Source organism: uncultured Limimaricola sp. (assembly GCF_964022235.1).
In the GTDB taxonomy this organism is placed as follows: Bacteria; Pseudomonadota; Alphaproteobacteria; order Rhodobacterales; family Rhodobacteraceae; genus Limimaricola.
In genome coordinates, this window is the sequence record NZ_CAXHZL010000001.1 from 287,755 (window position 1) to 313,144 (window position 25,390).

Sequence of the window (25,390 nt, forward strand, 5' to 3'; positions counted from 1 at the left end):
AGACCCCTCAATGGCAGCCTACGAATACGAGACCCACGAATTCGACGTGGTGGTGGTCGGCGCCGGTGGTGCCGGTCTGCGCGCGACCCTCGGCATGGCCGAACAAGGCCTGCGCACCGCCTGCATTTCCAAGGTCTTTCCGACCCGCTCCCACACCGTCGCGGCGCAGGGCGGCATCGCCGCCTCGCTTGGCAACATGGGCCCCGACAGCTGGCAGTGGCACATGTACGACACCGTGAAGGGCTCCGACTGGCTCGGCGACACCGACGCCATGGAATACCTCGCCCGCGAGGCGCCCAAGGCGGTCTACGAGCTCGAGCACTACGGCGTGCCGTTCTCGCGCACCGAAGAAGGCAAGATCTACCAGCGCCCCTTTGGCGGCCACACCACCGAATATGGTGAAGGCCCGCCGGTGCAGCGCACCTGCGCCGCCGCCGACCGAACCGGCCACGCAATCCTGCACACGCTCTATGGTCAGTCGCTCAAGCAGAAGGCCGAGTTCTACATCGAGTATTTCGCCATCGACCTGCTGATGGACGATGACGGCACCTGCCGTGGCGTTCTGGCGTGGAAGCTCGATGACGGCACGATGCATGTCTTTGCCGCCAAGACCGTGGTTCTGGCCACTGGCGGTTATGGCCGCGCCTATTTCTCCGCGACCTCGGCGCACACCTGTACCGGCGATGGCGGCGGCATGGTAGCGCGCGCGGGCCTGCCGCTGCAGGACATGGAGTTCGTGCAGTTCCACCCGACCGGCATTTATGGCGCGGGCTGCCTCATCACCGAAGGCGCGCGCGGCGAGGGCGGCTACCTCACCAACTCCGAAGGCGAGCGCTTCATGGAACGCTATGCTCCGACCTACAAGGATCTCGCGTCGCGCGACGTGGTCTCGCGCTGCATGACAATGGAGATCCGCGAGGGGCGTGGCGTCGGCAAGGATGGCGACCACATCCATCTCCACCTCAACCACCTGCCGCCCGAGACCCTGGCCGAACGTCTGCCCGGCATCTCGGAATCGGCGCGGATCTTCGCAGGCGTGGATCTGACGAAAGAGCCGATTCCGGTGCTGCCGACCGTGCACTACAACATGGGCGGCATCCCCACGAACTACTGGGGCGAAGTACTCAACCCGACCGCCGAGAGCCCCGATGCCGTCACGCCGGGCCTGATGGCCGTGGGCGAGGCGGGTTGCGCGAGCGTCCACGGCGCGAACCGCCTCGGCTCCAACTCGTTGATCGACCTCGTGGTCTTCGGCCGCGCCGCGGCGATCCGTGCGCGTGAAGTCGTCGATCCCTCGACGGCGGTGAAGGCCCCGGCCAAGGCCGCCATAGAGAAGGCCTTCGAGCGCTTCGACGGTCTGCGCCACGCCAAGGGCGGCACGCCGACCGCCGAGCTGCGCCTCGAGATGCAGCGCAACATGCAGGCCGATGCGGCGGTGTTCCGCACCGACAAGACCCTCGCCGAGGGCATGCACAAGATGGAGGCCACAGCAGCGAAGATGGGCGACATCCATGTCACCGACCGCAGCCTCGTGTGGAACTCGGACCTGATGGAGACGCTGGAGCTGGCGAACCTCATGCCCAACGCCCTAGCCACCATCACCGCCGCCGAGGCGCGCAAGGAAAGCCGTGGCGCGCATGCGCATGAAGACTATCCGGACCGCAACGACGACGAATGGCGCAAGCACTCGCTCGCTTGGGTCGATGGTGCCAAGGCGCGGCTCGACTACCGGCCCGTGCATCTCGACCCGCTGACCACCGAGGCCGAGGGCGGCATCGAAATGAAGAAGATCGCGCCCAAGGCGCGGGTGTACTGATGCGTGGCGCGCTCCTGCTGGCGCTGCCGCTCTTCGCGGCGGCCTGCACGCAGACCCCGCTGTCGCCTCTCGACGCGGCGCGGGTCTGCGAACAGCGCGCGCGCGCCGCGCAGGGGCCCACGGGCAGTGTCAGCGTCGGTGCCAGCTCGCGCAGCGGGCTGTCGTCGGGCATCTCGATCGGGGTGACCGACGACTACCTGCGCGGCCGCGACCCCTATGCTGTCTACGAGGACTGCGTGGTGGCGCGAAGCGGTCAGGCGCCCGTGCGACCGCCGAGGCTCAGGTGAACGCCGCGGCTCGAACCGATGGGGTGGCGTGGCACGAGGCAGGCGCCACGGCGCGCCTGCGTCATGTCCACCTGATCGACACGGCCTGTGCCTCCGACAATCTCGGCGACGAGATCATCATGGAGCGGTGCCGCGCCGAGATCGCGCCGCTGCTGCGCGACGCCTATGTTACCACCTCGGCCGGGCATGACGGTCTCGGTCCCTCGGGCCGCCGCGCCGCCGCCGCCGCCGACATGGTGCTCATGCTCGGGACCAACGCGCTTTCGGCGCGGTTACGGCTCGGCTCGGATTACATGTGGCGGATCATGCCGCGCGATTTGTCCGCACTGCGCGGCAAGGTCGTGCTGGTAGGGGTCGGCGGCAATCGCGACTTCGATCGCGTGCACCCGCTGCAACGCCGCCTGCTGCGTCACATCCTGTCGCATGATCACGTCCATTCGGTGCGCGATCACATCGCCCTGAGGCTTCTGGAGCAGATTGGCCTCAAGGGCGTGATGACCTCCTGTCCGACGCTGTGGTCGGTGCCGCCCGAAATGACGGGGGCGGGCCCGGCGCGGCGTGTGGTGATGACGCTGACACGGCACTTGGCCCATGACAGCGACGCGGGCCTGCTCACGGCGCTGCGAGAGGTGTATGACGAGGTCTGGTTCTGGCCGCAGCAGCCGCGCGATCTCGTGCATATGCGCAGCCTGCCGGGACATGAGGGCGTGCGCGTTCTGCCGCCCAATCTCGCGGCCTATGATGCGTTTCTGGCAGCCGGGCCGGTCGATGTGGTCGGCACCCGTCTGCACGGTACGATCCGTGGTCTGCATCATGGCCAACGCGCGCTCGTGGTCGAGGTTGATCACCGGGCCCGCGAGATTGCCGGTCATTCGGGACTTGCCTCGATCCGCCGCGAGGAGATTGCGGAGGGTGCGCTGCCCGACCGTCTGCGCGGGGCCTGGCAGCAGCGCATGACCCTTCCCTTGGAGGCCATCGCGGCCTTCACGAGCCAATTCGACCCGGTGCGGAGTCCGAACCCGGAGACCGCCGTTCCGACCCCCCATTTCGACAAGAGGTGACCCATGGTCCAACTGACGCTTCCCAAGAACAGCCGGATCACCCACGGGAAGACCTGGCCCAAGCCCGAGGGTGCGAGCAACCTGCGTAAGGTCCAGATCTACCGCTGGAACCCTGATGACGGAAAGAACCCGCGCGTCGACACCTACTTCGTCGATGTCGACAACTGCGGCCCGATGATTCTCGACGCTCTGATCAAGATCAAGAGCGAGATCGACCCGACGCTGACCTTCCGCCGCTCGTGCCGCGAGGGGATCTGCGGCTCCTGCGCGATGAGCATCGACGGCATCAACACGCTGGCCTGCACCTATGGCATCGACGACGTGAAGGGCGACATCAAGATCTACCCGCTGCCGCATATGCCCGTGGTCAAGGATCTGATCCCCGATCTCACGCATTTCTATGCGCAGCACGCGAGCATCAAGCCGTGGCTGGAAACCGAGACCAACACCCCCGCCAAGGAGTGGCGTCAGTCGATCGAGGACCGCCGCAAACTCGACGGTCTGTATGAGTGCATCATGTGCGCGTCTTGTTCGACCGCCTGCCCGTCCTACTGGTGGAACGGCGATCGCTATCTCGGACCGGCAGCACTCCTGCATGCCTACCGCTGGATCGTCGACAGCCGCGACGAGGCCACGGGCGAGCGGCTCGATGATCTCGAGGACGAGTTCAAGCTCTACCGCTGCCATACCATCATGAACTGCGCCAAGACCTGCCCCAAGGGGCTCAACCCGGCCAAGGCGATCCAGTCGATCAAGCACATGATGGTCGAGCGGGCTGTCTGATGAAGTCGCCGCCTGACGCCGCTGCGCGCCGGGCGGCCACCCCGGTTCTCGTCTATCCCGAAGGGAGCCTGACGCCGCCGCCGATGGAGCTCTTCCTGCGAGCGGCACGAGACGCGGTGGAGGTGGCACAGGTCACCATACCGCCGCGCGACGCGGCCACTATCGAGGTTCCTGCGGGCCATATCCTGCGGCTTGGCTGCCCCGACGGTCCGCAGGTCGGGGATCTGAACCTATTTGCGAAGGACGACCTCTCCGAGCGGTTCTTCTCGGGCAAGACCCGCGCACTCCACGGCACCCACGTAAGCACCGGCGACCGGCTTTGGTCGTGTTTTCCGTATCTGCGCCCGATGGCCACGATCATCGCCGACAGCCTCGACTGGTACGGGATCGACGCCGATGGCGGGGCCGTGCACGACGTGATCGGCACGCGCTGCGATCCCTACACGCATCAGCTGCTTTCGGGCCGTAACTACGACCGCTGTTGCCACTCGAACCTGACGCGCGCGCTGGCGGCGCATGAAGGACTGTCTCTGAGCAAAGCAGAGACACATGTGCATGATGTGTTGAACGTCTTCATGTGCACGGGCTTCACCCGCGACTCGGGCCGCTATTTCATGAAGGCGAGCCCGGTCAGGGCAGGGGACCACCTCGACCTCTTCGCCGAGATCGATCTGCTCGCGGTGATGAGCGCGTGTCCGGGTGGCGATTGTGGGTCGGAGCATTCGAGCGACCGCGCCGCTTGTTTCCCGCTGTCGATGGCTGTGCTACGTCCTGCACGAGGGGCGCTGGAGGGCTGGGACAGTCCGCGGCGCAACGGCTATACGGGCGGACACGGGATCTAGGCGAAGGCGGCTTCAAGCGCGATCTCGACCATGTCGCCGAAGCTTCGCTCGCGGTCGATTGCGGGCAGATCCTCACCGGTGACGAGATGATCCGATACGGTCAGCACAGCCAAAGCGCGGCGCCCGTGGCGGGCCGCCAGCGTGTAAAGCTCTGCCGCCTCCATTTCCACGGCAAGAATGCCGTGGCGCACCATTTGATCGTGGAGGTCGGGGCGCTCGTCGTAAAACGTGTCAGAGGAATAGATCCCGCCGACATGCACGGCGGTACCCCGGCGAGCGGCAGCGTCATGGGCCGCGCGCAAAAGCCCATAATCGGCATGCGGCGCGTAATGAATTTCGCGCAGCATCGCACGCGAGGGGTTTCCGACACTTGACGCCGTCATGGCGAGGATTACATCGCGAACCGCGATATCCGCCCGCATCGCACCACAGGATCCAATGCGGATCAGGGTCTGTACGTCATAGTCGCGGATCAATTCATTGGCATAGATCGACAGCGACGGCATTCCCATGCCGGAGCCTTGAATGGTCACCTCATGACCACGCCATGTCCCGGTAAAACCGAACATGCCGCGCACCTCGTTGATGCAGCGCGGCGCATCGAGAAAGGTTTCGGCAGCCCATTTTGCACGCAGCGGATCGCCGGGCATGAGAACCGTCTGGGCGATTTCGCCGGGGGTCGCTCCGATATGCGTACTCATGCGCCGCTCGCCTGAAAAGAGAAAGTGGCCGGGCGAGGTCGCCCGGCCAATGGAACTTTAGATTTCGAAATCGGAGATCGGACGCCCGGCGGCCTCGGCCTCGTTGATCCAGCGCGGTTTTCTGCCACGGCCGGACCAAGTCTGGGTCGGATCTTCGGGGTTGCGGTATTTCGCAGGGTTCTTGGTCTTGGACTTTCGGGCTTTGCCCGCGGACTCCGCGAGATCAGCCAAAGAAAACCCATGCTCTGCTGCAGCCCGTTCGGCGGCGTCCAATGCGGCTTTGCGCTCGCGCTGGGAAACGGTCGACAAAGCCTCATCGATATCCTTGCGAAGCTTTTCAAGTTCCTTACGAGACATCTCGTGGAGGTTGTTGTCCATGTGAATGGTCTTCCTGTTGAATGGTCCCAAGTATTGACCATCATTCATTGCAATGATCAACAAGAAGCTGCGAGCTGTCCAAAAGGCTAAGTCGGCCTATTTCGCCGTGGATTTTCTAGAAACGATCAGTCTGGCCACATCTTCAAGCAATTCGTAGGCCGTCGTTTTCGCCAAATTTCGTAGCGTCATCACGTCCCGCAATTCTTTGGCACCGACTTCGTCGCCGTCGAAGGCGATATACCCCTGTGCCGGGATCGACCCAAGCCCGGCGTTTCGCAAAGACGCCAGAGTGGCGCTGGCCATTCGGATCGATTGCTCCGATCCAAGGCAAAAGAGCAATGCATGAGGCCGTTCTCGTAGCACCGCGTCTGTAATTTCGGCCGGAGACAGCCGCGCTCCGGGGTCGCGAAGATCGATGCCGCAATCCTTCGCGGTGCGAAAAACAGGATGCTCGATCCAAGGGCGGGCATCGAGACCGAGACGTACCAGCATCAGCGTGACGGGACGGGCCAGCCCTTGGGCGGCCTGCGCCAGCCGTTCGCGCGCCGGAGCCAGATCGGCAGGTGGCGGTGCGGGAGCGATCGAGTCGGAGCGTCGACGGGTCGAGAGCGCCGCGGTCAGCACCGCGGTCCATTCGCCCGTGGTCACCCCTGCCTTGGCGCAGGCCACCGACGGGCCCATGACGTTGATGCCGCGCTTTGCGGCCTCGCGTAGCGCCAGTAGGGATTTCTGAACGGCATTGCCGTCCCGCTCCTGACGCCAGCGCGCAAGCGCCGCGCGCCTGTCGGGCTCCGCCTCGCAGGCCGTTTCCTGCGCCGAACGCCGGGAAGGCGTACCGCAGGGCAGGGGGGCGAAGCAGGGCTCGGGCGATCCTTTGGCCTCGCGCCGTTCGAGGGCGGCGCGCAAGATGTGCGGCTCGGGGGGGTGAGTTTCGGAGAAACCCGGACCGGTCTCGGAAAGATAGAGCACCAGATCGTCGCGCGGAGCAAAGCCCGCCCCGTGCCGTTCCGCAAGCAGCGCCTGCCACAGCTGTGCGAGACATGCGCCCGCTGCGCGATCGCCGGGCGTATCGCCGGACATGACGAACTCGATGCCCCCGGCGGCCGCAAGCAGGTGCTGCGGTCTCTCACGCCGTGCCGTCGCCGCCAGCAGGGCCAGACCTGATTGCAGCGCATTGACGAGGGGAGCCACCGCATCGCCATCCACCGGGGCCGAAACCCGCAACCGGGCGCCGCGCATCTGCGGCAGGGCACGCCGGCTCCACGACAGCGTATCAGCCGCAAGGTCGAGCGCCGCCTCGGACGACCAGGCTGGCGCGGCGGGGCCATGGCGCACCCCGATCGCATCGTTGCACAGCGCGCCGCGCAGCCCGGATGCCCCCTCCGGGCGCCGTTCGGCCAACGCCGCCAGCATCGCCAGAAGCCAAGGCCCTGTCGCGTCGGATGCGATCACCACCGGCACGGCTCCCCCTTGCGGCAGCAGCGCCTCCAGATCGCCGAGATGGCTGATGGCAGGCCCGTCCCGGCCCACCAGCCCCGAAGCCAATGGATGATCGGAATCGAACCCCGCACGCGTCGGCAGGTCGGGATGCAGCACCACGGGGGCGGCATCGGCGGGCCGCCGGGAGGGGGAGGGAGGAGCGGTCATGGCATCGTCCGGTTCGCATGGGCGGGCAGGCGACCGGTCCCGCGGGTCCGGGTCGGGATCGGGGCCACCTTGCACAATAGGATTCCGCGTTCTGCGGGCCTTCATGATGAGCGCTCCGTCTCAAAGCGTCTAGCCCGGTCGCCGCCGTGGTCCCGTCGGAAGGGTCGCAATGGGCAAACTGGACCTGAAGGTGTGATCCAAACGCATCGTCTTGGCCCGTGAAAGCACAGCAGGGACGGGGGTGCGCGCGTCTCGGCGCTACCCACCGGAGCCGGTTTGCGTCAGGGTCGACGCATGTTCCGCCCCGTCGAAATCCCGCTTTGGCTGCTCGTCTTGATCGTGCTTTTCGCAGCGGTCACCTTTGCCTCGCATTTTCTGTTCCCATCGGTGCGCTGGTTCTTTCGCAAACGGATGGAGCGCGCGGTGGCGCGGCTCAACACCCGGCTGGCCCGGCCGATCGAGCCGTTCAAGCTGGCACGTCGCCATGACATGATCCAGCGGCTGATCTACGATCCCGCCGTCGCGCAGGCGATCGTCGAACATGCCCAAAGCCACGGCGTTCCCGAGAACGTGGCTTTCGAGCAGGCCCGCGACTACGCGCGTGAAATCGTGCCCTCGTTTTCGGCCACCGCCTATTTCACCTTCGGGATCCGTTTCGCCAAATGGCTCAGCCGGGCGCTCTATCGCATCCGACTGGGGGCGTTCGACCGCGCCGAGCTCGATGCGATCGATGCGAATGCGGCCGTGGTCTTCGTGATGAACCACCGCTCCAACATGGACTATGTGCTGGTCACGTGGCTCGCCGCGCGCACCTCGGCGCTGTCCTACGCGGTGGGGGAATGGGCGCGGGTCTGGCCGCTATCGTCGGTGATCCGGGCAATGGGGGCCTATTTCATCCGCAGGCGCGAAAGGGGCGTGCTCTATCGCCGGGTGCTGCAACGCTATGTGCAGATGGCGACGGCGGGGGGCGTGGCGCAGGCCATCTTTCCCGAAGGCGGACTAAGCCTTACGGGGCGCGTGGCCGCGCCCAAGACCGGGCTTTTGGGACATATCGTCGAGGATTTCGCGAACCATCCCCGCGACGTGATCTTCGTGCCGGTGGCGCTCAACTACGATCGCGTGCTCGAGGATCGGGTGCTGATCGGTGCGGCGGAGGCGGGCAGCCGGCGGTTTCGCGTGCCGGCGTCGCGACTGGTGGGCGCGGTGCTTGGGCATTTGGGCCAGCGGATCACGGGGCGGTTTCGCGGCTATGGCACCGCTTCCGTCGGGTTCGGGCAACCGCTGTCGTTGGCCGAATACATGGGGGGCAAGGTGCCCGGCCCGCAGGACACGGCACGGCTGTCGCGCGAGATGATGCGCCGTATCGAGGCAGTGATGCCGGTCTTGCCGGTGCCGCTCGTCGCGGGGATCCTGCTCGAAGTCTCGCCGCTGCCGCCTGCGCGGATCGAGATTCGCGTCGCGGCGCGTCTGGGCATGTTGCACGCGCGCGGCGTGGCGCTGCCGCGCCGTGATGCCGCGCGGATCACGGCGGATGCGCTTGGAAACCTGATACAGCGCGGGTTGGTGGTCGAAGGGGGCGAGGGGCTCGCCCCCGCACCGGGAGCGGAGCCGGTGCTGCGCTTTTACGCGGCCTCGGTCGCGCATCATTTCGAACCTGTACGCCTCGCGGCCCCGAGCGAAGGTCTCAGCCCTCTTCCGCCACCGGCGCATTAAGCTCGAACGGGGCGGCAGGCGCCATGAGGTCATCGGTGCCAAGCTGGTTCGACGGCTTGGCCAGCATCGAGCGTACCACCCAGCGCAGTTCGCGCTCGGCGCGGGTAATCGCCACATAGGCAAGACGTTTCCACAATGGCTGCCCCGCTTCGACCCGACCCATCCGGGCGGCGATCTCGATGTCGGGGGCAAAGACCTGCACCGTGTCCCACTGGCTGCCTTGGGCCTTGTGGATCGTGACGGCGGCGCCGTGCAGGAATGTGGCCCCCATGCGCGCGGCATAGGGGATGAAGGGCTCGGCGTCGCCCTCTTGCTCGATCCGCACGATCGAGGCGGCCGAAAGCTGCGGCTCGGGCGCGCCCATCACGTGCAGCCGCGAAAACCCCGGCTTGCGACCGGGGCCCATGTAGACCACCTGCGCGCCCTTGATCAGACCGCGCGCTTCGAGGTCTAGCCGCTTCTTGCGGTGCTTCAAGGGCAACTCGATGCCGTCGCAGATCAGCGGCTCACCGGGCAGCAGGTCGCCCTCAGGCGCGCCGTAAGCCGCGCGGAAAGCGTGGATCAGCCGGATGCGCGTGGCGTTGCGCCAGACCAGCACGGGGCTGCGCGCCATCAGCTCGGCTTCGACCCGCCGCGCCATGACCACACGCTCATCGCGCGCGGCGGCCTCCTGCACCAGACGTTCGAAGGCATAGAAATCGACCTGCGGATCGGCCAGAGCATGGGCGAGGTCGAGGATCGGGTTGTCGGCGTCCTGTCGGTGGATACGGTGCAGGACGTGCTTGTCGGCGTCCTTCATCGTGTCGAACACCATGCCACCCGAGGACTGCACGGGCGGAAGCTGTGCCGGGTCGCCGAACAGCACCAGCGTCGGGAAAATCTCCTTCAGATCCTCGACCTGCTTTTCGTCGAGCATCGACGACTCGTCGATGAAGCCGATGTCGAGCGGCTCCTCGCGGCGCTTCCAGCCGGTGATGAAGTCCGAGCCCCTGAGCCCGGCGGCGGCGAGCGCGGCGGGCACCGAGCCATGCGTGGCAAAGGCATTGGCCGCCCGGGTCAGCGCCTCTTCGGTGAGGCCTTCGATGTTGGGCTTTTCACCATCGCCGCCGAGCCATTCGGCGATCTTCTCGTATTCGGGATCATAGACCGGAGTGTAGAGAATGCGGTGGATCGTCGTCGCCGGCACGCCGCGGTTGCGCAGCACGCTCGCCGCCTTGTTGGTCGGCGCGAGGACGGCCAGCGTGCGCCGGTCCTTCTTCTTTCGTCCCTCCCAATCGCCCGAGACGATGTCGACGCCCGCCTTCTTGAGTGCGGCGGTCAGCTCCGCGAGCAGCAGCGTCTTTCCCGATCCGGCCTTGCCGATGACGGCAATGGTGCGCTGCGCGTCCGAGGCGGGCGCACTCAGCAAATCGTCGTCGAGATCGACGCCCGTGAGGCGCAAAAGCTGCGTCACGGCATCCCAGGCTTCGGCTTGGTCGGAGGAGTACGTCACGGCGGGAAGTGTCATGGCGCGACCCTATCCGCGCGCCGCGGCGGGGGCCAGAGGGGGCGCTGCGCCTATTCGGCGCGGCTTTGCACGGGCGGCTGCCTCTCGACGCGCTCGGTGACCGGCACGGTGGCCATCTCGTGCACGGCCTGACCCGCGGCCTCCGACAGCTTGCGCGCAAGCTGCGGCAGGCCGTTGTGGCGGGCGTAGGCTTCGAGATCGGTCAACACGTCGAACATCCATCGATGTGACATCGGTGCTCCTCTTTGGCTGTGGCAGCTTAACCCGACCTCAGGCTAGCACGCCGGACCGCCCCTTCGGGAGCCTTGGAATAGAAGGGATTTTAGCCGCTCTCAGCGCCGCCAGCCGGCAAAGGCCGCCGAAGCTGCCCAACCTGCCATGATCGCCAGCGCCAGCGACAGCAGCCCATAAAGCGCGGCCTGCTCTTTCGAGAAGTCGTAGAGCCAGCGCTCGATGCCAACCTTGCGCACGCCGATCACCGTCTCGTAGCTGTCGATCACCGCGCCGCTGCGCGTCAGGAAAATCCGCGTGGTGTAGTTGCCCGCGACAAGATCGGCGGGCAGGGCAAGGGAGGTGCGAAACAGCGTCTCGCGATCGAGATCGACGGCCCCTTCCTGCAGACGGTAGACGTCCTGAGCCTTGCGAATCCGCACCAGCGCCGCGACGTGATCGGCGGTGTCGAAGTCGCGGTTGCCCGCTGCACGGATCGCGCGCGAAATCGACACCGCGAGCCGCAGATCCTCGGTGATGCTGAGCACATCGCCCAAGGGTGCCGTGGTGGCAACGGCGTAGAACGAAGGCGCGCCTTCGATCCGTACGGCATCGGCATTGACCCAGATCCCCGCGCGGCGCTCCTTGAGGCGCACGATGGCGGTCTCGGCCGGCCCTGCCACGGTGACGATCACCTCGAGCGGATCGGCGTTTACCGGCGGCGGGGCCTCGCGGCGGACCGCGCCGAAGATCAGGATCTCGGAGCCGTCGAAGGTCGCGGTGATCGCGACCTGATCGCGGCTCAGTCCCAGCACGATTTCCTCGGCGCGCGCCGTCTGACCGGGCAGAGCCAGCGCGATGAGCAGGAGCATCAACCGGATCATGACGCGGCCACCGACTGGATCTCGTAAAGCTCGGATGGGCGCAGAATGAGGCCCAATGCCAGCTGGCCGCAGACCCCGAGCACGAGGAGCGCCAGCAGGATGCGCAGCTGTTCGGCCTTCATCCGCGCGCCGATCCGCGTGCCGAGCTGCGCACCCACCACGCCCCCGGCGATCAGCAGGAGCGCCAGCGCGATATCCACCGTCTGGTTGGTGACCGCGTGCAGCATCGTGGTGAAGGCGGTGACGAAGATGATCTGGAACAGCGAGGTGCCGATCACCACCTTGGTCGGCATGCCGAGCAGGTAGATCATCGCGGGCACCATCACGAAACCGCCGCCCACGCCCATGATCGCCGCCAGAACCCCGACCGACAGCCCCACCAGAAGCGGCGGGATCGCCGAGATGTAGAGCCCCGAGACCCGGAACTTCATCTTGAGCGGCAACGCATGGACCCAGTAGTGCTTGCGCCGCTTGGGCCGCGCACCGGGACGGCGCGCCTTGACCAGAGCGTTCAGGCTCTCGATCAGCATCATCCCACCGACGGTGCCGAGAAAGATCACGTAACTCAGCTCGACCAGCAGATCGACCTGACCGCGCGCGCGCAGCCAGTTGAACACCACCATGCCCAGAGCAGAGCCGACAAGTCCGCCCGCGAGCAGCACCGATCCCATCGTCATGTCGACGGTGCGCCGTCTCAGATGCCCCAGAAGGGCCGAGAAGGACGAGGCGACGATCTGGTTGGTCGAGGTGGCCACAGCCACGGCGGGAGGGATTCCGGCGAGGAACAGCAGCGGCGTGATCAGAAACCCGCCGCCGACGCCGAACATGCCCGACAACACCCCCACCAGCCCACCGAGGCCGAGGAGCAGGAAGATGTTGACCGAAACCTCGGCGATGGGGAGATAGAGCTGCATGCGGGCCCCCGTGCGGTGGCGCCGATTAACGCAGTCTCGGCAGGGATTTCCAAGCCCCGGCGGTACAGATCGCCGCAATGCGGCATCTTGATCACCGTACCTGCCCGGGGTCGGGGAGGGGGCGGCCTGCCGCCCCCTTCGGTCTCAGCCCATGTCGCGCAGCATCCGGCGCAGCACCTGTTCGAGCTTGGCGGCACCCACGGGGGCCATCGCCTTGGTATGCTCGTGGCCGATGTTCTCGTCGGACATGCCGGCGGCCATGTTGGTGATCGCCGAGATGGCCAGCGCCTTCATGCCCATGAAGCGCGCGAGGATCACCTCGGGCACCGTCGACATGCCGACCGCATCGGCCCCCAGCGTACGGATTGCACGGATCTCGGCCGGGGTTTCGAAGGAGGGGCCGGAATACCACGCATAGACGCCCTCGTGCATCTCGACCTCTTCGGCCCGGGCCGCGGCACGCAAGAGGTTGCGCAGATCGGCGTCATGCGCATCGCCCATCGGCACGAAGCGCCGGTCGGTCTGCTCGCCGATCAGCGGGTTCAGCCCCGAGAAGTTGATGTGGTCCGACAGCGCCATGATCGAGCCGGTGGGCATTTCCGAGCGCAGGCTGCCTGCGGCGTTGGTCAGGATCACCGCTTCGGCACCGAGCTCCTTGAGCACTTCGAGCGGCAGCCGCATCTCGTTGGGGTTGCCGCGCTCGTAGTAATGCGCGCGGCCGCCGAAGACGGCGACGCGCTGGCCTTCGAGATCGCCCACGGCGAGCACCGGGTTGTGGCCCGACACGCCCGCATGCGGAAAGCCCGAAAGCTTGTCATAGGGAATGGTGACGCCGTCGACGGCGCCTGCAATGTGGCCCAGCCCCGATCCGAGGATCAGGCCGTATTTGACAGGGGCCGCTCCGGCTTGGGCCTTGATCAGGCCCGCAAGTTCAACGCTCTTTGACATAGGGTTCGCCTCCGGCGCGGGGCGGGATCGCGCGGCCGACAAAGCCCGCAAGGATCACCACCGTGAGAATATAGGGAAGGGCATCGAGCAGCTGCACGCCCACTTCGAAGCCAAGCGTGCCTTCGATCACGTCCGGGCGCAGCGCGAGGGCCTGCAGGAAGCCGAACAAAAGGCAGGCCCCGAGGGCGTACCATGGCCGCCACTTGGCGAAGATGAGGGCCGCGAGCGCGATGTAGCCGCGCCCCGCCGTCATGTCCTTGACGAAGCCCGCCTGAAGCCCGGTCGAGAGATAGGCCCCGGCGAGGCCGGTCAGCACGCCGCAGATCGCCACGGCGGCAAAGCGCAGCCCCACGACCGAGACACCGGCGGTGTCGACGGCGGCGGGGTTCTCGCCCACCGCGCGCAGGCGCAAGCCGAAGCGGGTGCGAAACAGTACCCACCAGGTCAGCGGCACCATCAGCAGGGCGACATAGACAAGCAGCGTGTGCCCAGAGATCAGCTCGGCGTAGATCGGCCCGAGGATCGGAATATCGCGCATCTCGGCGGCGAGCGGCAGGTCGATGGTCTCGAAGCGCGCATTGCCCGAAAGCTGCGGCGTGCGGCCGCCCTGACCGAACCAGCTTTGCGCGATGACGACGGTGAGACCGGCAGCGAGAAAGTTGATCGCGACGCCGGAAATGAGCTGGTTGCCCCGGAAGGTGATCGAGGCAAGGCCATGGATACCAGACAGCATCAGCGCCGCACCGATGCCGGCCAGCGTGCCGATCATTACCGAGCCGGTCACGGCGGCAACGGCGGCGGTGAGGAAGGCCGAAGCCAGCATCTTGCCTTCGAGGCCGATGTCGAAGATGCCAGCGCGCTCGGAGAACAGCCCGGCGAGACAGGCCAGCAGCAAAGGCGTGGCGAGGCGGATGGTGGTGTCGAGCACCTGCAGAAGGGTCAGGAAATCCATGGGCTCACTCCGCCGGTTCGGTCTTGCGGGCAGGCTTCGGCGCGGGCCGCAGCCTCAGAAAGATCGCTTCGAGCGGCATGCGCACCATGTTGTCGAGCGCACCGGTGAAGAGGATCACGAGGGCCTGGATCACCACGATCAGCTCGCGCGGGATCGAGGTCCAGAGCGCCAATTCGGCGCCGCCCTGATAGAGAAAGCCGAAGAGCAGCGCGGCGAGCAGGACGCCGAAGGGATGGCTGCGCCCCATCAGCGCCACCGCGATGCCGATGAAGCCCGCACCCTCGACCGCGTTGAGCACGAGGCGCTCGGCCTCGCCCATGACGTTGTTGATCGCCATCATCCCGGCAAGCCCGCCGGAGATCAGCATGGTGACCACGATGATCCGCGTGGGCGAAATGCCCGCGTATTTCGCGGCCGACTCCGACTGGCCGAAGGCGCGGATCTCGTAGCCGAGGCGCGTACGCCAGATCAGCGCCCAGACCGCGACACAGGCGATCAGCGCCACGAAGAACGACACGTTTACCGGCGCGCCGCGAAACAGCGCCGTCTCGGCGGTCGAGAACATGTCCTGAAAGGTCGGCAGATGCGTGGCCTCGGGGAAGCGGCCCGTGGCGGGCTCCATCGAGCCCGAGGGCTTGAGCGCGCCGATCAGCAGGTAGTTCAGAAGTGCGGCAGCGATGAAGTTGAACATGATCGTGGTGATCACGATATGGCTGCCGCGCTTGGCTTGAAGCCATGCCGGGATCAGCGCCCAGGCCGCGCCGAACAGCGCTGCCCCCACGGCACCGCCCACGAGCGCGAGGCTCCAATGCGGCCACGGAATGTAGAGCGCGATCAGCGCCACGCCGAGGCCGCCCAGCATCGCCTGGCCCTCGCCGCCGATGTTGAACAGCCGCGCATGGATGGCGATCGCCACGGCGAGGCCGGTGAAGATGAAGTTGGTGGCGTAATAGAGCGTGTAGCCCCAAGCGTAGGTCGAGCCCATCGAGCCGTCGACCATCAGCTTGAGCGCCGACCACGGGTTTTCACCGATGGCGAGGATCACCAAAGCGGAGAGAAGGGCGGCGAGGAGCAGGCTGATCAGCGGGATCAGCACCACATCCGCCCATTGCGGCATCTTTTGCATCTCAGGCCTCCTTGGTGGCGCTGGCGCGCTTGCGCGCAAGGTTGGCCTCGATCTCAGCCTCGCTGTGCGGTTTGTCGGTGTCGGTGATGCCCGCCATCAGGAGGCCAAGCTCACGCTCGTTGGTCTCGGCTGGCAGACGCTCGCCCATGATCTGACCGTCGAACATCACCGCGATGCGGTCCGACAGCGACATGATCTCGTCAAGCTCGACCGAAACCAGAAGTACCGCCTTGCCCATGTCGCGCAGCGCCACGATCTGCTGGTGGATGAACTCGATCGCGCCGATGTCGACGCCGCGCGTCGGCTGGCCGATCAGCAGCAGGTCGGGATTGCGCTCGATCTCGCGTGCCACGACGATCTTTTGCTGGTTGCCGCCCGAGAAATTCTTGGCGGCGAGGTTCGGGTTCGGCGGCCGCACGTCGAAGCGCTCCATCTTCGCAGCGGCATCAGCCTTGATGGCCGCGTTGTCCATGAAGACGCCTTTGTTGAACTCGGGCTTGTCGTGATAGCCAAAGGCCACGTTCTCCCACGCCGTGAAATCGAGGATCAGCCCCTCGTGATGCCGGTCCTCTGGCACATGGGCGATGCCGCGTGCTCGCCGTGTGCGGGCGTCGGATTTCGCCCCGGTGAGGTCGATCTCCTCGCCGTTGAGGCGGACCCGGCCCTTGGCCTTGCGGTAGCCGCCCAGGACTTCGAGCAGCTCGGACTGGCCGTTGCCCGCGACGCCGGCAAGGCCGAGGATCTCGCCCGCGCGGATCTCAAGCCCGATGCCGCGCAGCCGCTCGACGCCCTTGCTGTCGATCACGGTCAGGTTCTCGACCTCGAGGATCGTCTTGCCGGGGGTGGCGGGGGCCTTTTCGACCTGCAACAGCACCTTGCGTCCGACCATCAGCTCGGCCAGCTCGGGCGGCGAGGTCTCGGCGGTCTGGACGGTGGCGGTCATCTCGCCGCGGCGCATCACGCTCACCGTGTCGGTGATTTCCATGATCTCGCGCAGCTTGTGGGTGATCAGGATGATGGTTTTGCCCTGATCGCGCAGCCCCTTGAGGATGCGGAACAAATGGTCGGCCTCGGCGGGCGTGAGCACGCCCGTGGGCTCGTCGAGGATCAGAATGTCGGCCTGACGGTAGAGCGCCTTGAGGATCTCGACGCGCTGCTGCATGCCGACGCCGATGTCCTCGATCTTGGCATCGGGGTCGATGTTGAGCTCGTATTCGGCGGCCAGCTCCTTGAGCTGACGGCGCGCCTTGGCGAGGCTCGGGCGCAGCATCGCGCCTTCCTCGGCACCGAGCACGACGTTCTCCAGCACGGAGAAGTTCTGCACCAGTTTGAAGTGCTGGAACACCATGCCGATGCCGGCGCGGATCGCGGCCTGGCTGTCGGGGATCTCGGTGCGCTTGCCATCAACGAAGATCTCGCCGGAATCAGCGCGGTAAAAGCCGTAGAGGATCGACATCAGCGTCGATTTCCCGGCGCCATTCTCGCCGATGATGCCGTGGATCGTGCCCGGCATCACCCGGATCGAGATGTCCTTGTTGGCCTGCACGGGGCCAAAGGCCTTGGAAATGCCCTTGAGCTCGATCGCGGGGGTCTGGTCGGTCATGGGGTGTCCGGTCCTCGGATGCGAAACGGGGAAGCGACGGGGGGAGCGAAACGGGGCCGCGCTTTGCGGCGCGGCCCCGGGTGTCATGCCTTGGGGGGCAATCAGAAATCGAGCGAGGGGCAGCTTTCGTCGCTCATGTAGTCGTGCACTTCGACCTCGCCGGAGGCGATCTTGGCCATGGCGTCATCGACGGCGGCGGTCATTTCCTCGGTCACGAGGGCCTCGTTGTGCTCGTCGACGGCGATGCCCACGCCCTCGTTGTTCACGCCCATGACGTTGATGCCGGCTTCGACGTTCGCGCCGGCTTCAAAGGCGTCATAGACGGCGTTGTCGACGCGCTTGACCATCGAGGTCAGCACCTTGCCCGGCTGCAGGTAGTTCTGGTTGCTGTCGACGCCGATCGACAGAATGCCCTTGTCGGCGGCGGTTTGCAGCACGCCGATGCCGGTGCCACCGGCAGCAGCATAGATCACGTCCGCGCCTTGGGAAATCTGCGCCTGCGTCAGCTCCGAGCCCTTCACGGGGTCGTTCCAGGCCGACGGCGTGGTGCCGGTCATGTTCGACAGAACGGTGATGTCGGGGTTCACCGACTGTGCGCCTTGGGCATAGCCGCAGGCGAATTTGCGGATCAGCGGGATGTCCATGCCGCCGATGAAGCCGACGGTGCCGCTCTCGGAAGCCATCGCCGCCATCTGGCCGACGAGATAGGAGCCTTCGTGCTCGTTGAAGATCACCGAGCGCACGTTGGGCTGGTCGACGACGCCGTCGATGATCACGAACTTGGTGTCCGGATAGTCGGTGGCGATTTCCTCGAGCGGCGTCATGAATGAGAAGCCGACGGTGACGATCGGGCTGTTGCCGGCCTCGGCAAAGCGGCGCAGCGCCTGTTCGCGCTGGGCGTCGGACTGCAGCTCGACCTCGGCATAGGAGTTGCCAGTTTCCTCGGCCCAGCGGGTCGCGCCATTGTGCGCGCTCTCGTTGAACGACTTGTCGAATTTGCCGCCCAGATCGTAGATCAGCGCCGGATCGGCAAGGGCTGCACCGGCGGAGATCGCCAGCACGGCGGAGGCGCCGAGGAATTTCGCGAGATGAGTCATCAATAGCTCCCTGTCAGGTGTCGGCACGGCCCCGAAGGAGCAACGCGCGCCTGCCGGTCATGCGCCGGCTCATGGCAGGATAAGGCCTTGTCCAGCCCTTGGGGGTCAACTGATTTTTCCCTGATTTGCGCCAAGTCACCGGGACTTCGGGGCGGTTTTGCCCACGCACAGGGCGACTGACGCTAGGGCATTTTAACGCAATGGGCGCATAAGGATCAGCGCCGCCGCGGGCGGTTGCCCGGCCCGAGGGTAATAGCCCCGCCTGCGGCCCGCCTGCACGTAGCCCGCCGCCGCATAGAGCGCGCAGGCCGCCGCGTTGTCCTCGGCCACCTCGAGAAACGCCGTGTCGGCCCCCGCAGCGCGCGCCGCGTCATGGAACGCCTCCAGCGCGGCGCGGGCACGGCCCTGCCTGCGGTGATCGGGGTAGGTGGCGAGCGTCAGGATTTCGGCCTCGTCGAGGGTCACCCGGCCCAGAACGAAGCTCAAAGCATCGCCCGACAGGATCGTGCCGGGTGCCGCGAGCAGATCGCTGAACTCGGTCGCACTCCAATGCCGCTCGCCCGGAAAGGCCGCCGCATAGGTCATGGCGAGCGCCTGCGCCTCGGTCATCCTATCAGCACAGGTGCCGGATCGCGCGGCGGCGCGGCGTCTGCCGGACGGACATAAAGCGGCGCGGGGCGCGGCTGCGGCGTCGCGGCGCGGCTGCTGGCAATCTCGGCGATGGCGCGGACCAGCCTGTCGGCGTCGGGCCCGTGCAGCACCTCGCCCGCCTGCGCGGCGAGAGTGAGCGCAGGGGGCTCGGCCCCGTTATCGGTCAGCCGCTGCAGCCAGAGGTGCTCGCGCGGCGCGGGCAGAGCGACGGTAACGGGGCGTGGATGGCCCATGGCTGCCGCCTCGAAGCCCGACACGCCGACCGCCGGAATGCCCAGCCCCAGAGCCAGGCCGCGTGCCGCCGAAACACCGATCCGCAGCCCGGTAAAGTTGCCCGGACCCGTGCCGACGCCGATGGCAACGAGATCGCGCCAGTCCAAGGCCTCGGAGGCAAGCAGGTCTTCGAGAAAACCCATCAATCGCTCGGCCTGACCTTTGGCCATAGGCTCGACCCGGACGACCATGCGGTCGCCCAGATGCAGCGCGGCCGCGCAATGCGCGGCCGAGGTGTCGAAGGCGAGAAGCGGCGTCATCAGGCGGCGACGGGCCGGACCTCGACCACTTCGGGGATGTAGTGGCGCAGCAGGTTCTCGATGCCCATCTTGAGCGTCAGCGTCGAGGAGGGACAACCGGCGCAGGCGCCTTGCATGTGCAGGTAGACGATGCCGCGATCAAAGCCGTGGAAGGTGATGTCACCGCCATCCTGCGCCACGGCGGGCCGCACGCGGGTGTCCAGCAGCTCCTTGATCTGCTCGACGATCGCGCCGTCTTCGCCGGTGTGCTCGGCGTGGCCGCCAGCAGTGGCGCTATTGGGCGTGCCATCGTCGATGGCGGGGGCACCGGATTGGAAGTGCTCCATCACCGCGCCGAGAACGGCGGGCTTGATGTGATCCCACTCGACGGCTTCGGTCTTGGTCACCGTAATGAAATCCGAGCCAAGGAACACGCCCGCCACGCCGCCGGTCGAGAAGATGCGACGTGCCAGCGGGCTCGCTTGCGCGGCCTCTTCGGAGGGAAAATCGGCCGTGCCCATCTCGAGCACGGTCTGCCCCGGCAGGAACTTCAACGTCGCGGGGTTCGGCGTGGATTCGGTCTGGATGAACATCGGACCACCTTTCGTTTCAGGCTCCCGATATGCGCCCTGGACCGCACGAAGTCAAGATTTGGAACGATTCTAAAGGCTGGATGGAAAACCGGTCAGGTGATCGCCTCAAGCCGCTCCTTGGAGATGTCGCCGGGCACGATGGTGATCGGCACCGGCAGGCTGCCCGCCTCGCGCGTGAGTTGGCTCACCAGCGGGCCGGGGCCCTTGCGGTCGTCGCCCGCGCCGAGCACCAGAACGCCGATTTCAGGGTCATCGCGGATTTGGGCGAGGATTTCGGGCACCGCCTCGCCTTCGCGGATCACCAGATCGGGGTGCACGTTCTGACGGTCGCGCATCCACTTGGCGAAGACTTCGAAATGCACCTCGATACGCTCGCGCGCTTCGGCGCGCATGATCTCACCGACGCCGACCCAATGGTTGAACTCATCCGGCGGGATCACCGACAGGATGGTGACGCCGCCGCCGGTCTTGCCCGCGCGCATCGCGGCAAAGCGCATCGCGTTCAGGCATTCGCGTGTGTCGTCGAGGATCACGAGGAACTTGCGCATCTGGCTCTCCCTATTCGGCCGGAGTGTGGCCCAGCATGGGGCGGTGCACAACGGGGCGGCGTAGCGGTGGGTCGGGGCGCAGGCGTGGCTGCGGGCGGGTCAGGGGCGGCTCGGGCCGAAGGGCCGCCGGGGCGTGGCGGCCGGTGTGGCGGGTCTCGGCACGGGCCCGTCTGCGCACCGGTACGCGCAAGAGCGCCAGTATCAGGCGGCCCACGCGTTCGCCCAGAAAGATCAGGATCTGCCCCGCGACCAGCCACAGGAGCGCTGCCGCCCCGAGGGCGAGGTCCGATAGCCGCACCAGCGCCCGAAAGGCACGGCCCTTGCCCAAGATGTCGAGCGTGGCGCGGGTTTCGGGGCCGGCGGCGTCCGACAGCCGCGCCAAGCGCCGCGCATCGGCGGCGTCATCGACATGCTCCAGCATCAGCACCGCATCAGTGAGCGAGGTCTTCGCTGCCACATGGCCGAGGTCGGAGGCCAGATCGCCCACCCGTGCCAGCTTGGCCGCGTCCGCCACCTCGTCGATGCCGATGCGACCCAGCGCCAGATCGTCGAGCTTGTCGGGGCGAAAGCCCACGTCCGAGAGCCGCCGCAGCTCATCGGCAAAGCGCGGGCCGATCTTGCCCATGCGCCGCGCCAGCCTGAGCGAGGTGGCCCCCACCTTGACCGTGGCGCTGGTGCCGCCCGAGGCCAGCACGAGGCCGGTGGCCCCGAGGCCCACGCCGGCGAGCGCCACCTCGATCCGGTCGATCTCCTTGCCCGCAATCCCGGCCTGTGCCGCGCGGCGCAGCGCATTTAGATCGCCCAAGGGCGTCATCTCGACCGTGACGCCGCACATCGCCAGAAGCGCCACGCGCGGGCAGGCGGTGATGTCGGCGGCGCAGACCGCGCAATCGCGCGCCGCAGCCAGTGCCCCGGTCTCGCGCGCCTCGAGCGCCTGCATCCGGCCCAAGAGCGCAGGCGAGGGGGCGATGCCATGCCGCGCGCCGGTGGCCGCGACCATGCGCATCGCATCGAGATCCTCGGCCAGAAGCGCTTGGTCCATCCTAGAGATGTACCACTCGGGCGTCACTTCGCGCGACAGCGCCGCCTGAAGCTCCAGCGCCACGGCCTCGGTGCCGCGCTCGAGGTAGGGGGTCGCAAAGGGGTTTTGCGACAGCAGCAGCGCCAGCGCGCCCGCGCTCAGCGCGACAGGCAGAAACCCCAAAAGCCGGTCGATGGCGCGCCAGCCCCGCATCTCAGCCCGCCGTCGCCGCCCAGTCCCAGTACATCTCGCGCACGCGGCGGGTAACCGGGCCGATGCCATAGGCGGTGTCGTCGAAGGCCGTCACCGGCGTGACCTTGTGCATGTTGCCCGACAGGAACACCTCGTCGGCCGCGTGGACGTCGGCGAAGGACATCGTCACCTCGTGTACCGTCACGCCATCGGCCCGCAGGTTGGCCATGTGGCGCGCGCGGGTGATCCCGGCGAGGAAGGTGCCGTTGGGGATCGGGGTGAACACCTCGCCGTCCTTGACGATGAAGACGTTGGAGCTGGCACTTTCGGCAACGTTGCCCAGCGCGTCGGCGACAAGCGCGTTGCCAAAGCCCTTTGCCTGCGCCTCTGCGATCATCCGCGCGTTGTTGGGATAGAGGCAGCCCGCCTTGGCGTTGACTACCGCGTCCTCCATCACGGGTCGGCGAAATCGTGTGGTGGTGAGCGTCGTCGCAGCCTCGGGGGCGGCCATCGGGATCGCCTCGAGCGCCACGGCAAAGCCGGTGGCCCCTTCTTTGGGCAGGATGCCCAGAGGGCCGCCATCGAGGGCCCAGTACATCGGTCGGATATAAACGGCGGCGTCGCGCGGATAGGCCGCGAGCCCTTCGCGCACGATGCCGACCATTTCCTGCATCGACACGGTGGGCGTGATCATCAGCGCCTCGGCCGAAGCATTGGCGCGGGCGCAGTGCTTGTCGAGGTCGGGTGTGAGGCCATGCGCATAGCGCGCACCGTCGAACACCGTGGTGCCGAGCCATGCGCCGTGGTCCGAGGCGCGGATCACTGCGATGTCGCCCTCGTGCCATCGCCCGTCGTAGTAGGTCCGGATATCGGTGCCCGTCGCCATGCCTGTCCTCCGCTTTGACGCGTAGGCTAGGCCAGTGGCGGGCACCGGTCCAGAAGCGGCGGTGCCGCGCTGCGACGGGAACGGCCCGGCGTTGCGCTCAGGCCTCGGACAACAGTTTGTGCAGATCCAGCGGGCCGTTGCCCATCTTCAGAGCACCCGCGCCGTCGCGTGGCCAATCAGCCTCAGCGCGGTCGCGGTAGATCTCGACGCCGTTGCCGTCGGGGTCGCGAAAATAGATGGCCTCGCTCACCCCGTGATCTGCGGCCCCGTCGATCTCGACCCCGGCCTCGATCGCACGCGCCAGCGCCTGTGCCAGCGAACGGCGGTCGGGATAGAGGATCGCGGTGTGGTACAGCCCGGTGTGCCCGGTGGGCGGCGGCGTGGCGCCGAGGCTCTCCCAGGTGTTGAGGCCGATATGGTGGTGGTAGCCGCCCGCCGAAAGGAACGCGGCCCCGGGACCGTAGCGCTGCATCAGCTCGAAACCCAGCACCTCTCCGTAAAAGGCGATGGCGCGATCGAGATCGGCGACGCGCAGGTGCACGTGTCCGATGCGGGTGGCGGCGGGGGCGATCTGGGTCACGGCAGCGCTCCTGTGGGATCTGGTTCGCGATCAAAATAGGCAAGGAATGCCCTGTGCGGCAGTCGCCAGTTTCGCACGGCATCGGTGCAACAGCGCGAACTCTTGATGCGGGACCTCGCGCCGTCGTGAGTTGATCCTCCCGCGCTGGAAGGGGGAAGGGGAGGGGAAAACAGGCTAGGAGACTCCATGACCCAGACCCGACGCGCCTTCCTCGCAACCGGTACCGCCGGCCTCGTCACGCTTGCCGCCCCCGCCATTGCGGCCACCAGCGCGGTGCAGCGCAATGTTTCGGCGCTTCAGAAGATCGACTGGCGCGACCATTTCGACGCCCTGGGTGTGGGCGTCATCGTCGCCGATACCGGCGCGCGCGCGGTGCACTACTGGGGCGGTGATGGCGAGACTTACCGCCTCTACCCCTCATCGGTCCCGGTCAGTCCTGAGCTGACGCGGCTCGGCTATACGGAGGTCGTGCGCAAGGTAGACGGCCCGACCTGGACGCCGACGCCGTCCATGCGCGAGCGCGACCCGTCGCTTCCGGCCGTGGTCCCCGCCGGTCCCGGCAACCCGCTGGGCACCCACGCGCTTTATCTGTCGTGGCAGTACTACCGCATCCACGGCACCCATGACACGCGCAAGATCGGGCGTCCGTCCTCGGATGGCTGCATCGGCCTCTACAACGAGCACATCGCCAAGCTCTTCGCATTGGCCGAGGTCGGCACGCAGGTGCGGCTGATCTGAGGTCGGTGGGGGAGGCCTTGGCGCCTCCCTGTCACATTTCTCGAAACGGACCGGCGTGCCGCTAATCACGCACAGGCCGCGTGCCCGGAGAAACGATGGATCGGAGAGGCCGTGGTGGCCTCTCCGAAAAGTCCTAGCGCAGCAGCCCCATGATCTCGGAGGTCCGGGCCACGATCGGGTCGGCGATGGCGCGGGCGCGCTCGGCGCCTTTGGCCATGATCCGGTCGATCTCGGCGGGGTCATCCATCAGCCGCGCCATCTCGGTCGAAATCGGCGCGAGCTTTTCCACCGCGAGATCCGCGAGGGCGGGCTTGAACGCGCCCCAGCCCGCGCCGGCATGCTCGGTGATCACGGCTTCGGCCGTCATCCCCGACAGGCCCGCGTAGATGTCCACGAGGTTGCGGGCTTCGGGGCGCTCCTTTAGATCGTCGAGATTGTCGGGCAGCGGCGCGGGGTCGGTGCGGGCCTTCTTGAACTTCTTGGCGATGGTGTCGGCATCATCGGTCATGTTGATCCGCTCCATGTCGCTCTCGCCCGACTTCGACATTTTCTTGGTGCCGTCACGCAGGTTCATCACCCGCATTGCGGGCCCCTCGATCACCGGGTTGGTCAGCGGGAAGAAGTCGGTCTTGTAGTCGTGGTTGAACTTGGCCGCGATGTCGCGGGTTAGCTCGACATGCTGCTTCTGGTCCTCGCCCACCGGCACGTGGGTGGCGTGATAGGCGAGGATGTCCGCGGCCATCAGTGACGGGTAAGCGTAGAGGCCCAAGCTCTGCTTCTCGGCGTTCTTGCCCGCTTTTTCTTTGAACTGGGTCATCCGGTTCATCCAGCCCATCCGCGCCACGCAGTTGAACAGCCAAGCCAGCTCGGCATGGGCCGAAACGCGGCTTTGGTTGAACAGGATGGATTTTTCGGGGTCGATCCCGGAGGCGAGATAGCCCGCCGCCACCTCGCGGGTGGCACGGCGCAGCTCCTCCGGATCCTGCCAGACGGTGATCGCGTGCAGGTCGACGACGCAGTAGATCGTCTCGAATTCGCTGCCCTGCATCTCGACGAAGCGCTTGATGGCCCCCAGATAGTTGCCGAGCGTCAGGCCGCCCGAGGGCTTGATGCCGGAAAAGACGCGGGGGGTGAACGTGGTGGCGGTCATGGCGCGTGTCCTGCTGGAAACCGGGTGGCATTCCGATTAGCCATGCCCCC

Annotated in this window: 27 protein-coding genes; 7 read left to right on the forward strand and 20 right to left on the reverse strand. The window is 66.7% G+C overall.

What is annotated here, in order from left to right; all coding sequences use genetic code 11:
* Nucleotides 1-10: 10 nt before the first annotated feature.
* The 5 genes from sdhA to AADJ02_RS01535 are packed head-to-tail and all read left to right on the forward strand — an operon-like array spanning nucleotide 11 to nucleotide 4,789.
* A complete protein-coding gene (sdhA, locus tag AADJ02_RS01515; protein ID WP_341211225.1) occupies nucleotides 11-1,816 on the forward strand; it encodes a succinate dehydrogenase flavoprotein subunit in 1,806 nt (601 codons plus the stop codon).
* Nucleotides 1,816-2,103, forward strand: coding sequence for a hypothetical protein (locus AADJ02_RS01520; protein ID WP_341211226.1), 288 nt, complete (start codon nucleotides 1,816-1,818; stop codon nucleotides 2,101-2,103). The genes sdhA and AADJ02_RS01520 overlap by 1 nt, the downstream gene beginning before the upstream one ends.
* On the forward strand, nucleotides 2,100-3,164 hold the full coding sequence (locus AADJ02_RS01525; protein ID WP_341211227.1) for a polysaccharide pyruvyl transferase family protein: 1,065 nt from the start codon (nucleotides 2,100-2,102) through the stop codon (nucleotides 3,162-3,164). Before AADJ02_RS01520 ends, AADJ02_RS01525 begins: the two co-directional genes overlap by 4 nt.
* Before the next feature lie 3 nt (nucleotides 3,165-3,167).
* Nucleotides 3,168-3,947 carry a succinate dehydrogenase iron-sulfur subunit gene (locus AADJ02_RS01530; RefSeq protein WP_341211228.1) on the forward strand — a complete coding sequence of 260 codons (780 nt, stop codon included), beginning with the start codon at nucleotides 3,168-3,170 and terminating at the stop codon, nucleotides 3,945-3,947.
* A complete protein-coding gene (locus AADJ02_RS01535; protein ID WP_341211229.1) occupies nucleotides 3,947-4,789 on the forward strand; it encodes a DUF1989 domain-containing protein in 843 nt (280 codons plus the stop codon). The genes AADJ02_RS01530 and AADJ02_RS01535 overlap by 1 nt, the downstream gene beginning before the upstream one ends.
* Here AADJ02_RS01535 and deoD read toward each other — a convergent pair.
* From deoD to AADJ02_RS01550, 3 genes are all read right to left on the reverse strand, one after another.
* Nucleotides 4,786-5,490, reverse strand: a complete 705-nt coding sequence (gene deoD / locus AADJ02_RS01540) for a purine-nucleoside phosphorylase (protein WP_341211230.1) — start codon at nucleotides 5,488-5,490, stop codon at nucleotides 4,786-4,788. The genes AADJ02_RS01535 and deoD overlap by 4 nt on opposite strands.
* A gap of 57 nt (nucleotides 5,491-5,547) precedes the next feature.
* On the reverse strand, nucleotides 5,548-5,868 hold the full coding sequence (locus tag AADJ02_RS01545; RefSeq protein ID WP_341211231.1) for an H-NS histone family protein: 321 nt from the start codon (nucleotides 5,866-5,868) through the stop codon (nucleotides 5,548-5,550).
* 96 nt (nucleotides 5,869-5,964) lie between these two features.
* Nucleotides 5,965-7,515 carry a methylmalonyl-CoA mutase family protein gene (locus AADJ02_RS01550; protein WP_341211232.1) on the reverse strand — a complete coding sequence of 517 codons (1,551 nt, stop codon included), beginning with the start codon at nucleotides 7,513-7,515 and terminating at the stop codon, nucleotides 5,965-5,967.
* Between the two features lie 294 nt (nucleotides 7,516-7,809).
* Between AADJ02_RS01550 and AADJ02_RS01555 the strand changes: the two genes are divergently transcribed.
* Nucleotides 7,810-9,228 (forward strand): 1-acyl-sn-glycerol-3-phosphate acyltransferase, encoded by a 1,419-nt coding sequence (locus AADJ02_RS01555; RefSeq protein ID WP_341211233.1) that lies wholly within the window; start codon nucleotides 7,810-7,812, stop codon nucleotides 9,226-9,228.
* Here AADJ02_RS01555 and AADJ02_RS01560 read toward each other — a convergent pair.
* From AADJ02_RS01560 to AADJ02_RS01635, 16 genes are all read right to left on the reverse strand, one after another.
* Nucleotides 9,200-10,735 carry an AAA family ATPase gene (locus tag AADJ02_RS01560; protein WP_341211234.1) on the reverse strand — a complete coding sequence of 512 codons (1,536 nt, stop codon included), beginning with the start codon at nucleotides 10,733-10,735 and terminating at the stop codon, nucleotides 9,200-9,202. The two genes, AADJ02_RS01555 and AADJ02_RS01560, sit on opposite strands and share 29 nt — an antisense overlap.
* Before the next feature lie 50 nt (nucleotides 10,736-10,785).
* Nucleotides 10,786-10,968, reverse strand: coding sequence for a hypothetical protein (locus tag AADJ02_RS01565; protein ID WP_341211235.1), 183 nt, complete (start codon nucleotides 10,966-10,968; stop codon nucleotides 10,786-10,788).
* Between the two features lie 99 nt (nucleotides 10,969-11,067).
* The gene (locus tag AADJ02_RS01570) at nucleotides 11,068-11,829 is read right to left on the reverse strand and encodes a TIGR02186 family protein (RefSeq protein ID WP_341211236.1); all 762 of its coding nucleotides are present in this window, start codon (nucleotides 11,827-11,829) and stop codon (nucleotides 11,068-11,070) included.
* Nucleotides 11,826-12,743: a sulfite exporter TauE/SafE family protein gene (locus AADJ02_RS01575; protein ID WP_341211237.1), complete on the reverse strand. Its 918-nt coding sequence runs from the start codon at nucleotides 12,741-12,743 to the stop codon at nucleotides 11,826-11,828. The genes AADJ02_RS01570 and AADJ02_RS01575 overlap by 4 nt, the downstream gene beginning before the upstream one ends.
* 144 nt (nucleotides 12,744-12,887) lie before the next feature.
* The gene (locus tag AADJ02_RS01580; RefSeq protein WP_341211238.1) at nucleotides 12,888-13,691 is read right to left on the reverse strand and encodes a purine-nucleoside phosphorylase; all 804 of its coding nucleotides are present in this window, start codon (nucleotides 13,689-13,691) and stop codon (nucleotides 12,888-12,890) included.
* Nucleotides 13,675-14,643 (reverse strand): ABC transporter permease, encoded by a 969-nt coding sequence (locus AADJ02_RS01585; RefSeq protein ID WP_341211239.1) that lies wholly within the window; start codon nucleotides 14,641-14,643, stop codon nucleotides 13,675-13,677. Before AADJ02_RS01585 ends, AADJ02_RS01580 begins: the two co-directional genes overlap by 17 nt.
* 4 nt (nucleotides 14,644-14,647) lie before the next feature.
* Nucleotides 14,648-15,769, reverse strand: a complete 1,122-nt coding sequence (locus AADJ02_RS01590; protein WP_341211240.1) for an ABC transporter permease — start codon at nucleotides 15,767-15,769, stop codon at nucleotides 14,648-14,650.
* Between the two features lies 1 nt (nucleotide 15,770).
* Nucleotides 15,771-17,372, reverse strand: coding sequence for an ABC transporter ATP-binding protein (locus AADJ02_RS01595; RefSeq protein ID WP_341211241.1), 1,602 nt, complete (start codon nucleotides 17,370-17,372; stop codon nucleotides 15,771-15,773).
* Between the two features lie 101 nt (nucleotides 17,373-17,473).
* Nucleotides 17,474-18,469: a BMP family ABC transporter substrate-binding protein gene (locus AADJ02_RS01600; RefSeq protein WP_341211242.1), complete on the reverse strand. Its 996-nt coding sequence runs from the start codon at nucleotides 18,467-18,469 to the stop codon at nucleotides 17,474-17,476.
* 192 nt (nucleotides 18,470-18,661) lie between these two features.
* Nucleotides 18,662-19,078, reverse strand: coding sequence for a GNAT family N-acetyltransferase (locus AADJ02_RS01605; RefSeq protein WP_341211243.1), 417 nt, complete (start codon nucleotides 19,076-19,078; stop codon nucleotides 18,662-18,664).
* The gene (tsaB, locus tag AADJ02_RS01610; RefSeq protein ID WP_341211244.1) at nucleotides 19,075-19,653 is read right to left on the reverse strand and encodes a tRNA (adenosine(37)-N6)-threonylcarbamoyltransferase complex dimerization subunit type 1 TsaB; all 579 of its coding nucleotides are present in this window, start codon (nucleotides 19,651-19,653) and stop codon (nucleotides 19,075-19,077) included. Before tsaB ends, AADJ02_RS01605 begins: the two co-directional genes overlap by 4 nt.
* Entirely contained in the window at nucleotides 19,653-20,225 is a 573-nt protein-coding gene (locus AADJ02_RS01615) for a NifU family protein (protein WP_341211245.1), read from the reverse strand. Before AADJ02_RS01615 ends, tsaB begins: the two co-directional genes overlap by 1 nt.
* A gap of 92 nt (nucleotides 20,226-20,317) precedes the next feature.
* Nucleotides 20,318-20,773, reverse strand: a complete 456-nt coding sequence (locus AADJ02_RS01620) for a universal stress protein (protein ID WP_341211246.1) — start codon at nucleotides 20,771-20,773, stop codon at nucleotides 20,318-20,320.
* Nucleotides 20,774-20,783: 10 nt separating this feature from the next.
* The gene (locus AADJ02_RS01625; RefSeq protein ID WP_341211247.1) at nucleotides 20,784-22,007 is read right to left on the reverse strand and encodes a hypothetical protein; all 1,224 of its coding nucleotides are present in this window, start codon (nucleotides 22,005-22,007) and stop codon (nucleotides 20,784-20,786) included.
* A 1-nt stretch (nucleotide 22,008) separates the two neighbouring features.
* Nucleotides 22,009-22,872, reverse strand: coding sequence for a branched-chain amino acid aminotransferase (locus AADJ02_RS01630; RefSeq protein ID WP_341211248.1), 864 nt, complete (start codon nucleotides 22,870-22,872; stop codon nucleotides 22,009-22,011).
* A gap of 97 nt (nucleotides 22,873-22,969) precedes the next feature.
* A complete protein-coding gene (locus tag AADJ02_RS01635; RefSeq protein ID WP_341211249.1) occupies nucleotides 22,970-23,452 on the reverse strand; it encodes a VOC family protein in 483 nt (160 codons plus the stop codon).
* Nucleotides 23,453-23,638: 186 nt separating this feature from the next.
* On the opposite strand from AADJ02_RS01635, the gene AADJ02_RS01640 reads away from it, so the two are divergent.
* A complete protein-coding gene (locus AADJ02_RS01640) occupies nucleotides 23,639-24,190 on the forward strand; it encodes a L,D-transpeptidase family protein (protein ID WP_341211250.1) in 552 nt (183 codons plus the stop codon).
* Nucleotides 24,191-24,323: 133 nt separating this feature from the next.
* Here AADJ02_RS01640 and trpS read toward each other — a convergent pair whose 3' ends face one another.
* Nucleotides 24,324-25,340 (reverse strand): tryptophan--tRNA ligase, encoded by a 1,017-nt coding sequence (gene trpS, locus AADJ02_RS01645; RefSeq protein WP_341211251.1) that lies wholly within the window; start codon nucleotides 25,338-25,340, stop codon nucleotides 24,324-24,326.
* Nucleotides 25,341-25,390 lie beyond the last annotated feature (50 nt).